Below are 11694 nucleotides of genomic sequence, written 5' to 3' on the forward strand. Positions count from 1 at the left end.
CGGGGGACGGTCCCCGGGCCCCGGCGGCCGGCGGGACCGTCACAGGGCGAGACGGCGGGAGAGGTCCGAGGTGAAGACGGAGCGCGGATCGATCCGCGCGCGCAGCGCCTGGAAGTCGGCGAGCCGCGGGTACATCGTGTGCAGCACGTCCGGCCGCAGCCGGGAGTCCTTGGCGAGGTAGACCCGCCCGCCGGCGTGCGCGACCTCCTCGTCCAGCTCGTCGAGGAAGGCGCCGAGCCCGGAGAGCCCGGTCGGGATGTCGAGCGCGAGGGTCCAGCCGGGCATCGGGAACGACAGCCACCCGGGGTCGCCCTCGCCGAAGCGTTTCAGTACGGCGAGGAAGGACGGGCAGCCGCGGCGGGCGATCCGCTTCACGATCCGGCGCAGCGTCTCCTCGTGCCCGTACCCGACGACGAACTGGTACTGGACGAAGCCGCCGCGGCCGTAGATCCGGTTCCAGTGCGGGACGCCGTCCAGGGGGTGGAAGAAGGCGGAGAGCCGCTGGAGCTCGCCGGTCCGGCGGCGTGGGGCCCGGCGGTACCAGAGTTCGTTGAAGAGGCCGACGGTGGTGCGGCCGAGGACGCCTTCGGGGACGTACGCGGGCGCCGCCGGGAGCCGGCCGGGCCGGAAGGCCAGGGGCGCGCGCCGGGCGCGGCGCGGCAGCGCGGTGTACGGGGCGTGGTCGCCCCGGGTGAGGACGGACCGGCCGGTCGCGGCGCCGCGGGCGAGCAGGTCGATCCATGCGACGGAGTAGCGGTAGCGGTGGTCGTCGGCGGTGAGCCGGGCCATCAGGTCGTCGAGGTCGGCGGCGCGTTCGGTGTCGACGGCCACGAGCGAGGTCTCGACGGGGAGGAGCCGGAGGGTCGCGGAGAGGATCACCCCGGTCAGGCCCATGCCGCCGGCGGTGGCGTCGAAGAGGTCGGTGCCGGGGACGACCGTATGGATCTCCCCGTCGGCGGTGAGGAGTTCGAGCGAGGCCACATGGCGGGTGAAGGAGCCCGAGACGTGGTGGTTCTTGCCGTGGATGTCGGCGCCGATCGCGCCGCCGACGGTGACGTAACGGGTCCCGGGGGTGACGGCTACGAACCAGCCCAGCGGCAGCAGCACCTCCATCAGGCGGTGCAGGCTGACACCCGCGTCGCAGACGACCAGGCCGGCGGCGGCGTCGACGGTACGGACGCGGGCGAGCCCGGTCATGTCGAGGACGGAGCCGCCGGCGTTCTGGGCGGCGTCGCCGTACGCGCGGCCCAGACCGCGGGCGATGGAGCCGCGGGCACCGCAGGCGCGGACGGCGGCGGACGCCTCCTCGGGGGTGCGCGGACGGTACACGCGCGCGAGGGTGGGCGCGGTACGGCCCCAGCCGGTCAGGGGTCCGGCGTCGTCCATCAGGGTCTCGGTGTCGGTCTCGGCAACCATGCAGGCGACCGTATCGCCCCGACTATCGCTTATGCCTGGTTTGCCCTTCGGTTCGCCGAATGGGTGATTAAAGGAGTGTCAGGAAAGATTGCCGTGCGGTCGGCCGCGGGCCGGGCCAGAGTCGCCCCTGGTTGACCGACGACCGGGGAGGCGGAGTTCGATGCGATACGCGGACTGGGCCGGGGCCGAGAGGAGACTCCTCGCCGTCCTGCGCGGCTGCGGGCAGCGCGCGCCGGTGGCGACGGCCGCCCGCGCGCTGTCGTCTGCCGGCGAGCACGGCGCGCTGTGGCTCGCCGCGGGGCTCGCGGGCGCGGCCGTGGACCGGGGGCGCCGGGGCGGCTGGCTGCGCGGTACGGCACTGATCGGCGCGGCCCATCTGGCCAGCATGGGCCTCAAGCGGGTGGTACGCCGCCCCCGGCCCGGGGCGGAGGCGTACGCGCCGCTCGTCCGCACCGCGGGCCGGCACTCCTTCCCCAGCTCCCACGCCACCTCGGCCGCCGCCGCGGCCGTCGCCCTCGGCATCCTGCGCCCACCGGGCCGGCGACTGCTGGTCCCGGCGGCCGCCGCGATGTGCCTGTCCCGCCTGGTCGTCGGCGTCCACTACCCGACGGACGTGGCGGCGGGCGCCCTGCTGGGCGCGGCGACGGCGACGGCCGGCCGCCGCTGGCTGACCACCGCGGCCACCACCGCGGACGGCCTCGCGGGGCGCCACGCAGCCGTCCCAGCGGGGGCGCGCCACGCGACGGTGGACGGCCTCGCGGGGGCGCGCCACGCGACGGTGGACGGCCTCGCGGGGCGCCACGCAGCCGCCGCCGCGGACGGCCTCACCGGTCCGCGTCCGCGTCACGCCGTCGCCCGGCGGACACCGTGACGGAGCACACCGGTGGAGCCGGAGCCGCGCTGCTCGACAAGCCCGCCGTCGTACGGCACCGGAGGTACGCCGACGGCCCGCGGGCGCTCGCCGTCCCGCTCGGGCTGCTGCGGACCGCCCGGCCCCGGCAGTGGGTCAAGAACCTCCTCGTCGTCGCCGCACCGGTCGCCGCCGGGCAGCTCGTCTCCTGGCACACCGCCGCCCGGCTCGCCCTGGTCTTCGGCCTCTTCACGGCCGCCGCCTCCGCCGTCTACCTGGTCAACGACGCCCGCGACGCCGTCGCCGACCGCGCGCACCCCGTCAAGTGCCGCCGCCCCGTGGCCGTCGGGCTCGTCCCCGTACCACTCGCGTACACCGCCGGAGGCGCGCTCGGGCTCGGGGCCGCCCTCGCGAGCGCCGCCCTGTGCAACCCCATGACCGCCGCGCTCCTCATCGCGTACCTCGTCATGCAGTGCGCCTACTGCCTCCGGTTGAAGCACGTCCTCGTCGTCGACCTGGCCGTCGTCACCACCGGCTTCCTGATGCGGGCCATGATCGGCGGGGTCGCGCTCGGCATCCCGCTCTCCCGCTGGTTCCTGATCACCACCGGCTTCGGCGCGCTCTTCATGGTCGCCGCCAAGCGGTACTCCGAGGCCGTGCAGATGGAAAGCGCCCGCGGGGCGACCCGGGCGCTGCTCACCCAGTACACGACCGGCTACCTGCGCTTCGTCTGGCAGCTGGCGGCGGGCGTCGCTGTACTCGGCTACTGCCTCTGGGCGCTGGAGAGCGGCGGTGTCGCCAACGGCTCGCTCCTGCCCTGGCGCCAGCTCTCCATGATCGCCTTCATCCTCGCGGTGCTGCGCTACGCCGTCTTCGCCGACCGGGGCGCGGCGGGCGCCCCCGAGGACGTGGTGCTGCGCGACCGGCCGCTCGCGGTCATCGGCCTGGCGTGGGCGGCGATGTACGGGATGGCGGTCACCGACCTGTGACCGGTCCTCGGCCCCGGCGCCCGCGCCCCCATGCGCACCCGCTTCGGCCCCCGACCGGTCTCCGCGCCCCCTCCCCGCAGGCCCGGCGAAACCAGGACGCGTGTCGCCCGGCCCGACGGCCGGACAGGGGGTAGGCGTACGGCATGGACTGGCTGACCAAACTCCCCGTCATCGGCCCCTGGGCCACCCGGCTCATGCGGACGCACGCCTGGCGTTCGTACGAGACCCTCGACGCGGCCCACTGGACGCGGCTCGCCGCCGCCGTCACCTTCATCAGTTTCCTCGCCCTCTTCCCGCTGATCACCGTCGGCGCGGCGATCGGCGCCGCGCTGCTCAGCGACGAGCAGCTCGACACGATCGAGGCGAAGATCTCCGAACAGGTCCCGGGCATCTCCGAGCAGCTGAACATCGACGCGCTGGTCGACAACGCCGGGACGATCGGCCTGGTGGCCGGCGCGCTGCTGCTGTTCACCGGCATCGGCTGGGTCGGCTCGATGCGGGACTGCCTGCGTGCGGTATGGGGCAGGGACGACGAGGACGAGGGCAACCCGTTCGCGCGCAAGGCCAAGGACGCCGTCGTCCTGCTCGGCCTCGGCGGGGTGGGGCTCAGCTCGCTCGCGGCCTCCTCGCTCGGCTCCACCGCCGTCGGCTGGAGCGCGGAGCAGCTCGGGATCTCCGGCGGCGGGGTGGGCGGCGTGCTGCTCCAGACGGCCGCGGTCGCCGTCGCCGCCGTCGCCGACTTCCTCATCCTGCTGTATGTGCTGACCCTGCTGCCCGGCGTCGAGCCGCCGCGCCGCCGCCTGGTGGTGGCCGCGGTCATCGGCGCGATCGGCTTCGAACTGCTGAAACTGCTGCTGGGCGGCTACATGAGCGGCGTCGCGGGGAAGTCGATGTACGGGGCGTTCGGCGTTCCGGTCGCCCTGCTGCTGTGGATCAACTTCACCGCGAAGCTGCTGCTGTTCTGCGCGGCCTGGACGGCTACGGGGTCGGCTCCGGCTCCGGGTCCGGAGCCGGCTCAGGATCCGGGGTCGCGTCCTCGTCCCGAGGAGCGGAACGGCGACCGACGAGCTCCGGCACCGGCCAGCGACGGTTGACGAGGAAGACCGCGCCCACGAGCAGCGCCAGGGCGCTGCCGGCCACCGCGAGGGCCGTTCCGACCCCGCCGGTCTTCCCGGCGACGGCGGCCTTCCCGACGCCGCCCGGAGGCGTCGTCTCGGGCGCCGCGTCCGAGACGTCCTCCACCGTTCCGTCGTCGGTACGGGCGGACTTCGGCGGGACCAGTTCGCCCACCGGCTTCACCTTGCCGGACGCCGCGAAGCCCCAGTCCAGCAGGCGGGCGGTCTCCTTGTAGACCGCGTGCTGCTCCTTCGAGGACGGGTTCATCACCGTCACGAGCAGCACCTTGCCGTTGCGCTCCGCGACGCCGGTGAAGGTGGCGCCGGCGTGCGTGGTGTTGCCGTTCTTCACCCCGGCGATGCCCTGGTACGGCGGGACGCCGAAGTCGCCGGTGAGCAGCCGGTTGGTGTTCTGGATCTCGAAGGTCTCCCGCTTCTTGCCCGGCTTCAGCTCGCCCGGGAACTTCGCGCGGGCCGTCGCGGCGTACTCGCGGAACGCGGGCTTCTGCATGCCGCTGCGGGCGATCAGGGTGAGGTCGTACGCGGAGGAGAGCTGGCCCGGGGCGTCGTAGCCGTCGGGGGAGACGACGGTGGTGTCGAGGGCCTGGAGCTCGGCGGCGCGCTCGTTCATGTCCAGCACGGTCTGCGGGATGCCGTCGTTCATCGCGCTCAGGACCCGCACGGCGTCGTTGCCCGAGCGAAGGAAGACGCCCAGCCAGAGGTCGTGGACCGTGTAGGTCTGCTTCTCCTTGACGCCCACGAGGCTGGAGCCGGCGCCGATGCCCGCCAGATCGGTGGGTAGGACGGTGTGGCTCGACGTGCTCGGGAACTTCGGCAGGAGCGTGTCCGCGAAGAGCATCTTGAGCGTCGAGGCGGGGGCGAGCCGCCAGTGGGAGTTGTGCGCGGCGAGCACGTCACCGGTCTCCGCGTCCGCCACGATCCAGGACCGGGCGCTGAGCTCCTTCGGCAGCACCGGGGCGCCGGGGCCGAGCCGGACCTGGGTGCCGGGCTGACCGAGCAGCGCGCCGCCGACCTGGGACATCCGGGCGGGCGGCTTGGGCTGCGGGGCCTCCTTCGTGTCCGGCGAGGGGTCCGCGACGGCGGGCGCGGCGGTGAGGAGGGGCAGCAGCGCGGCGGCCGCGACGGCGGCGGTGACCGTCCATACGGACTTTTTCGAAGCAGACACGATCGAGAACGTACATGCCGATCTCGGAGATCCGAACCCCGCCGGGCGGTACACCCCCGCCCGTCCACCCGGACGCGGGGTGCGAGGGGCGGGTGAGAGTACTACGGACGTAGACCTCAGGCCGCCCGTTTCCTGGTTCCTGCCCACCCTCGGGTTGTGGAGCTGGTTCATTTGGATCGCTTTCTCAGGTAACTGACCAGTCGTGGTTGTCAAGACAGAAGAGCAGGTGAGAGACCTTGTCTCCGTTCCTTTCCGCCGTCGGAGCCGAGCATCTGGACACCGTGCGGGTCGCTGTGTACGCCCGACAGTCCAAGGCGCGCCCGGACTCGTCCGAGGCATCTCCGGAGGCACAGCTGGCGGCCGGCGAGGCGCTGGTGGCGGGCCGGGGGTGGGTGGTCGTTCACAGCTTCAAAGACGTCGGTCGGTCCGGTTGGGATCCCAACGGCGCCCGTCCGGCGTTCGAAAACCTCATGTCGGCTGTGAGGGCAGGGGAAGTGGACGTGGTGGTGGTCAACGAGCTGTCCCGGCTGACCCGCAAGGGCGCCCCTGACGCGATGGAGATCGACAGGGAGTTCAAGAAGTACGGCGTTCGCTTCGTCTCCGTACGTGAGCCGTTCCTCGACACCTCGAATCCGATCGGCGTCGCGATCTTCGGGCTCCTCGCGGCACTGGCGAAGCAGGACAGCGACATCAAAGCCGAGCGCTTGCGTGGAGCCAAGGAGGAGATCAAGGCGGTGGGTGGCCGCCACTCCAGCTCTGCTCCGTACGGAATGCGTGCTGTGCGCGAGAAGATCGGCAATCTTGTCGTGTCCGTACTCGAGCCGGACGAGGACAATCCGGATCATGTCGAGACCGTGGCGCGCATGGTGGACATGTCGCTCTCCGGCATCTCTGACAACAAGATCGCGACGACCCTGGGGGCGGAAGGAGTTCCCGCGCCCGGGGAGGCGGCACGGCGCGCGACCGAGGGACGGATGCAGTCCCTCAAGAAACGGCGCGTGTCGACGGAGGACAGCCCTATCCGATGGCGTGCCCAGACGGTGCGTTGGATCCTCTCCCATCCGGCCATCGGAGGCTTCGCCAGCGAACGCGTCAAGCGGGGCAAGGCATACGTGAACGTGATTGCCCGGGATGGGGCCGGGGTGCCCCTGACGCCTCACCGAGGAGTCGTCACGGGTGCCAGGTGGTCGGAACTCCAGAAGGAACGAAGCAACCGCTCGATGACCGACAGGCAGCCTGGCGGACAGCCGGCACCCACCCTCCTGAGCGGATGGCGCTTCGCGACCTGCGAGATCTGCGCGGGGCCCCTGGGGCAGAGCAGGAGCAGCGGCGGGCAGGACTCCTACATGTGCGCCAACCCCAAGGGACACGGCGGACTGAGCATCAAGCGCAAGGACGCCGACGACTACGTGGCTCGATCTGTGTGGGCACGGCTTGCCGGGGCGGACATGAACGACGACGAGGACCGGGAGTGGGTGGCAGAGGCGGCGCTCCGGTTCGCGCTACAGCGCGATCTGTCCGGAATCCAAGAGGAGAAAAGCGAGACGGAGGCGTGTCTGGAGCACGTCCGGAACTCCATTGCCGAGCTCCAGGCCGACCGTAAGGCCGGGCTCTACCGAGGGCGGGACGAATTGGCCGTGTGGCGCGCGACAATGGAGCAGTACCGCACATTCGAAGACCGATGCACGGCCACGTGGGAAGAACTGCACGAGAAGACCACCGCAGCTATGCGGGTTCCGCAGGAATGGTTCGAACTCGGGGAGGACCTTTCGCGGCCTGGCTCCCTCTGGACGGCGTTCGACGTGTTCAGGCGACGAGAATTCCTCGGCCTCTTCCTCGCCGGTGTCACCGTCGGACCCGGCAGGGACCCGGTTACCCGGAAGTACATCGCCGTGGAGGACCGGGTGACCCTTCACTGGCGGAGCCCCGCAGTGGGCGGCGACCACGAGGAAGAAGAGACGCCGAACGCTCTCTGATGTTCTCCGCCCCCAGGCGGTCCCACGGGCGGGAGCTCTACTCCTTGCCGGCGCGCACGCCCCGCAAGCCGATCACGCCGACCATCGTCCCCAGGATGAACGACGTCAGGGCGAGGGTGAGATGCACCCAGAAGTAGGCGGTCGGATTGCCCGCGTCGTCGAAAGCGAGCCCGCTGGCGTCGTTCCACAGGTTCTTCGCGAAAGTCACCCAGATCACCCAGGACCAGACGCCGAACGCGAGCAGGAACCAGGAGACGCGGCGGCTGAGCTTCATGGGGTGTCCTTCGGGATGGAGGGCTTCCCCGCCAGTATCGAACGGGCCCGCCGCCGCCGTGCAGCAGGGTCTAGGTAGGCTGATTGCTTCGTCAAGAACCTATGGAACGACGGGAGCGGGCTCGCCTTCGACGACGCGGGCGATCCGACGGCCTACTTCTGGGTTCATCTGTTGCTCGCCCTCACGTCCTTTGTCTTGGGGACGGTGGTCGGCGTGATCGGGTTGCGTGGCGTGCGCGCATTGCGTCGCGAACACGGATAGGGGTTGCGAAGCGTGGTCGTCCTGCTGCTGGTTCTCGTCGCGGTACTCGCCCTGCTGGGGGGCGTCCACTGGTACGTGTGGCGTCGCCTGGTCCGCGACGTGACCGCCCGGGGCGGCTTGGCCCGACGTCTGGGCACGGTGGCCGCGGTCGCCCTCCCGCTCCTGTCGGTCGCCGCGCTCGTCTCCGCCCGGGCGGGCGCCCCCTTCCGGCTCCAGCAGGCCGTGGCCTGGCCCGGCTACCTCTGGCTGGCCCTGCTGCTCTACGTCACGCTGGCCCTGCTGGTCGGCGAGGCGGTGCGTCCCCTCCTGCGCCGGTGGCTGGAGCGCCGCGCGGCGGCGTCCGAGGCGGCCGCCGCCGCGCCCCCGTCGGAAGCCGGGGAGAGCCGTGCGCAGGCCGGGTCGCGGAGGGCCGTGGCGAGCGGGGCGGGCACCCCGACGGCGGCCGCCGGGCAGGAGGCGCCCGGCGCCGTCCTGACGGAGCCCGCCACCGCGTCCGAGGCCACCGCGTCCGAGGCCACCGCGTCCGAGGCCGCCACGTCCGAGGCCACCGCGTCCGAGGCCACCGCGTCCGAGGCCACCCCGCCCGAGGCCGGCGGCGCGTCACAGGCGGTCGACGGCGGAGCGCCGGAAGCCACCGTGGTGTCCCGGAGGCTGTTCGTCTCCCGGGTCGTCGGAGGAGCCGCCGCCGCGGCGGCCGTCGGGACCGTCGGCTACGGCACCTACGGCGTGCTGCGCGGTCCGCGCGTCAAGCGGGTCACCGTGCCGCTCGCGAAGCTGCCTCGCTCCGCGCACGGGTACCGGATCGCCGTGGTCTCCGACATCCACCTCGGGCCGGTCCTCGGCCGCGCCCACAGCCAGCGCATCGTCGACTCCATCAACGCCACCCAGCCCGACCTGGTGGCCGTCGTCGGCGACCTCGTCGACGGCACGGTGGAGGACCTCGGCTCCGCCGCCGAGCCGCTGGCCCGGCTCCGCGCCCGCCACGGTTCCTTCTTCGTCACCGGCAACCACGAGTACTTCTCCGGCGCCGACGCCTGGGTCGACCACGTCCGCGACCTCGGCCTGCGGCCGCTGCGCAACGCCCGGACCGAGATCGCCGCCGGGTTCGACCTCGCGGGCGTCGACGACATCGCCGGCGAGAGCGAGGGGCAGGGTCCCGACTTCGCCGGTGCGCTCGGCGACCGCGACCGCGCGAGAGCGGCCGTGCTGCTCGCGCACCAGCCGGTCGTCATCCACGACGCCGTCCGCCACGGCGTCGACCTCCAGCTCTCCGGCCACACCCACGGCGGCCAGCTCTGGCCCGGCAACTTCCTCGCCGATCTCGCCAATCCGACCGTCGCCGGCCTGGAGCGGTACGGCGACACCCAGCTCTACGTCTCCCGGGGAGCCGGCGCCTGGGGCCCCCCGGTCCGGGTCGGAGCGCCGTCCGACATCACCGTCGTCCAGCTGGCGTCCCGGCAGGCCTGAGAGGGGTCCTCGCGACCCGGTCCGGGTGCTTCGCGGCCTGCCGGGACGACACCAGGGCCACCACCGGGCGGAGCAGGCCGCAGGCGGCCACCAGGAGCCGGCCGGGGCGGTACGTGGCGGGGACCGAGGGAGCGGAGCCGGCCGGCGGGGCGCCGGATACGGCGATGCCGAGCGCGGCGCGGTGCCGGCGGGCGGGTGGCGTGCTCGTCCCCGGCCGGACCGGCCCGGGCGGCCCGCACGCTACTTCGCCCCGTCGCCCTTCTTCTTGGCGGAGGCCGTCGTCTTCCCGGCCGTGCGCTTCGCCGTCGTGGAGAGGACCTGCTGCGGCGTGCCCGAGGCGGCCATGCCCGCGGCCGTCGGCATGAAGTCGGCGAGCAGGTCGTGGGTCTCCCGGACGAGCGGGCGCAGCAGGCGGAAGCGGGAGAGCGTGATGGCGCGGGCCGTGACCGGGGCGAGCCGTTCGACCAGACGCCGGCTGTTGGCGGCGCCCTCGGAGCGGTCGTACACCCAGAACAGCACCAGGCCCATCTGCTGGAGCCAGAGCAACCGCGGCAGGGGCTCGGCCAGTTCGGGGTCGATCTTCACCGACGCCCCGGCGATGACCCGGCGGTGGACCTCGATCGCGGCCTCGCGCGGGCCCTCCGACTCGGGGGAGAAGGGGCTGAGCGGGCTGTCCGGGTCGGCGGCGTTCTTGAAGAACTGGGAGGCGAACTCGTGGTACGGCTCGGCGATGTCGAGCCATCCGAGGAGGACCCCGCGGATACGGGCCGTGAGGTCCTTCTCGTCGCTGTCGAGGATCTCCTCGACCGCCGTCTGGTGTTCCTCGGCGATCCGGTCGTAGAAGCCCTGGACGAGGTGTTCCTTGGAGGAGAAGTAGTAGTACGCGTTGCCGACCGAGACTCCGGCCTCCTGGGCGATGGCCCGCATCGTCGTCTTGTCGTAACCGCGTTCCCTGAAGAGCCGGAGGGCGGTCTCGAGGATGAGGGTGCGGGTCTGCTCGCTCTTGGGGGCCTTCGCCGGGGCCGTGCCGGGGGCCTCCGTCGAGGCCGTGTCCGCGGCCTTCGCCGGTTCGTTGGTCCCGTCGGGCTTCTCTTCCTTGACGTCCTTCACAGTCCCCGAGCCTAGCCGGGCGCGCCCGGCGGCTCGCACCGCCCGTCTTCGCAGGGGGCCCCTTCGCCGCCCTTGAGCGCCTCGCGCCACCGGGTGGCGGCGAGGACGGTCGCCCGGGCGAAGGGCCGGCCGGCGGGGGTGGCCAGCCAGTGGGCCTTGGGCCGGTGTTCGGCCAGGGCCCACAGGCAGACGATCCAGGCGGAGTCGGCGTGATAGACCTGCCCCCGGTCCCCGACGACGGTGATCTCCCGCAGGGTGGACGCGTGGTCCAGGCCGGGAAAGCGCCGCCGGGCCTCCCGTGACGCGGCCGGGACGAGATCGAGCGGGACGAGCTGCCGCTGTCGCGTGAGCCAGTGCCGCATGTGGACGCAGAGCGCGCACTCGGCGTCGTACAGCACAGTCAGGCGGTGGACGGGAGTGGTCGGCCGTGCGGTCCCGGGTCCCGCCGGATGCCCGGGAGCCCTCGGTGTCTCCGCCTGCCCCCGCACCTGTGCCGGCGTGGGCGGCGGTGTCGGCATCGTCATGGCGGCCGTCCTCACGCGCCGGGAGCGGGCGGTGCCCAGGCGCCGGCAGCGGTCCCGGTCCAGCCCTGCGGCGGCACGGGCGGCACCTGCTCGCGCTCCATCACGCCGCGGCGGCGGATCTTGTTGAGGACGTAGACGTTGCCCAGGTGCATCACGCCGAGGACCAGGAGCACGACCCCGAGCTTGACCGAGAGCGCCTCGAAGAGCGCCCGGGCGTCGAGGACGGCCTCGTCCTGGCTCAGATAGAGCGCCACGAAGCCGAAGTTGACGAGGTAGAAGCCGACCACCAGGAGATGGTTGACGGCGTCGGCGAGCTTCTCGTTGCCGTGCAGGACGTCGGCGAGGAAGACCTTGCCGTTTCGGCTGAGCGTCCGCGCGACCCAGATGGTCAGAGCCACGCTGATCAGCAGGTAGACGATGTACGCGATGACTGTGAGGTCCATGCCCCACGCTCCCTTGAACGCGTTCAATTGCTGGCGTCCATGACTCTAGGGCCTTCCTTGAACATGTTCAAGTGCGGGGGGCG

10 protein-coding genes and 1 pseudogene are annotated in these 11694 nt (G+C 72.5%); 5 read left to right on the plus strand and 6 right to left on the minus strand.

Annotation, left to right across the window (positions count from 1 at the left end):
* Window positions 1-39: 39 nt before the first annotated feature.
* Window positions 40-1416: an FAD-binding oxidoreductase gene (locus AB0K65_RS25775; protein ID WP_365720434.1), complete on the minus strand. Its 1377-nt coding sequence runs from the start codon at window positions 1414-1416 to the stop codon at window positions 40-42.
* A 160-nt stretch (window positions 1417-1576) separates the two neighbouring features.
* On the opposite strand from AB0K65_RS25775, the pseudogene AB0K65_RS25780 reads away from it, so the two are divergent.
* The 3 genes and pseudogenes from AB0K65_RS25780 to AB0K65_RS25790 all read left to right on the plus strand — a co-directional run.
* A pseudogene (locus AB0K65_RS25780) lies at window positions 1577-2086 on the plus strand (phosphatase PAP2 family protein); the annotation flags it as partial.
* A 230-nt stretch (window positions 2087-2316) separates the two neighbouring features.
* Entirely contained in the window at window positions 2317-3255 is a 939-nt protein-coding gene (locus AB0K65_RS25785; protein ID WP_365720531.1) for a decaprenyl-phosphate phosphoribosyltransferase, read from the plus strand.
* Between the two features lie 143 nt (window positions 3256-3398).
* Window positions 3399-4349 carry a YihY/virulence factor BrkB family protein gene (locus AB0K65_RS25790; RefSeq protein ID WP_365720436.1) on the plus strand — a complete coding sequence of 317 codons (951 nt, stop codon included), beginning with the start codon at window positions 3399-3401 and terminating at the stop codon, window positions 4347-4349.
* Here the strand turns inward: AB0K65_RS25790 and AB0K65_RS25795 are convergent.
* Entirely contained in the window at window positions 4234-5556 is a 1323-nt protein-coding gene (locus AB0K65_RS25795) for a D-alanyl-D-alanine carboxypeptidase (RefSeq protein WP_365720438.1), read from the minus strand. The genes AB0K65_RS25790 and AB0K65_RS25795 overlap by 116 nt on opposite strands.
* Before the next feature lie 236 nt (window positions 5557-5792).
* On the opposite strand from AB0K65_RS25795, the gene AB0K65_RS25800 reads away from it, so the two are divergent.
* A complete protein-coding gene (locus AB0K65_RS25800; protein ID WP_365720440.1) occupies window positions 5793-7532 on the plus strand; it encodes a recombinase family protein in 1740 nt (579 codons plus the stop codon).
* A 37-nt stretch (window positions 7533-7569) separates the two neighbouring features.
* Here AB0K65_RS25800 and AB0K65_RS25805 read toward each other — a convergent pair whose 3' ends face one another.
* Window positions 7570-7806, minus strand: a complete 237-nt coding sequence (locus AB0K65_RS25805; RefSeq protein ID WP_365720442.1) for a hypothetical protein — start codon at window positions 7804-7806, stop codon at window positions 7570-7572.
* A gap of 273 nt (window positions 7807-8079) precedes the next feature.
* Between AB0K65_RS25805 and AB0K65_RS25810 the strand changes: the two genes are divergently transcribed.
* A complete protein-coding gene (locus tag AB0K65_RS25810) occupies window positions 8080-9534 on the plus strand; it encodes a metallophosphoesterase (protein WP_365720533.1) in 1455 nt (484 codons plus the stop codon).
* A 240-nt stretch (window positions 9535-9774) separates the two neighbouring features.
* On the opposite strand, the gene AB0K65_RS25815 is transcribed toward AB0K65_RS25810, so the two are convergent.
* The 3 genes from AB0K65_RS25815 to AB0K65_RS25825 form a co-directional block, all read right to left on the minus strand.
* Window positions 9775-10515, minus strand: a complete 741-nt coding sequence (locus AB0K65_RS25815) for a TetR family transcriptional regulator (protein ID WP_365720535.1) — start codon at window positions 10513-10515, stop codon at window positions 9775-9777.
* 140 nt (window positions 10516-10655) lie between these two features.
* Window positions 10656-11168, minus strand: a complete 513-nt coding sequence (locus tag AB0K65_RS25820) for a DCC1-like thiol-disulfide oxidoreductase family protein (RefSeq protein ID WP_365720444.1) — start codon at window positions 11166-11168, stop codon at window positions 10656-10658.
* 11 nt (window positions 11169-11179) lie between these two features.
* Window positions 11180-11611 (minus strand): hypothetical protein, encoded by a 432-nt coding sequence (locus AB0K65_RS25825; RefSeq protein WP_365720446.1) that lies wholly within the window; start codon window positions 11609-11611, stop codon window positions 11180-11182.
* Window positions 11612-11694 lie beyond the last annotated feature (83 nt).

Source organism: Streptomyces sp. NPDC053755 (assembly GCF_040677675.1).
Lineage (GTDB): Bacteria > Actinomycetota > Actinomycetes > Streptomycetales > Streptomycetaceae > Streptomyces.

Coding starts and splice junctions, on each gene's coding strand:
- AB0K65_RS25825 (WP_365720446.1), bottom strand. CDS start 11,611: ATGGACCTCACAGTCATCGCGTACATCGTCTACCTGCTGATCAGCGTG.
- AB0K65_RS25820 (WP_365720444.1), bottom strand. CDS start 11,168: ATGACGATGCCGACACCGCCGCCCACGCCGGCACAGGTGCGGGGGCAG.
- AB0K65_RS25775 (WP_365720434.1), bottom strand. CDS start 1,416: ATGGTTGCCGAGACCGACACCGAGACCCTGATGGACGACGCCGGACCC.
- AB0K65_RS25805 (WP_365720442.1), bottom strand. CDS start 7,806: ATGAAGCTCAGCCGCCGCGTCTCCTGGTTCCTGCTCGCGTTCGGCGTC.
- AB0K65_RS25790 (WP_365720436.1), top strand. CDS start 3,399: ATGGACTGGCTGACCAAACTCCCCGTCATCGGCCCCTGGGCCACCCGG.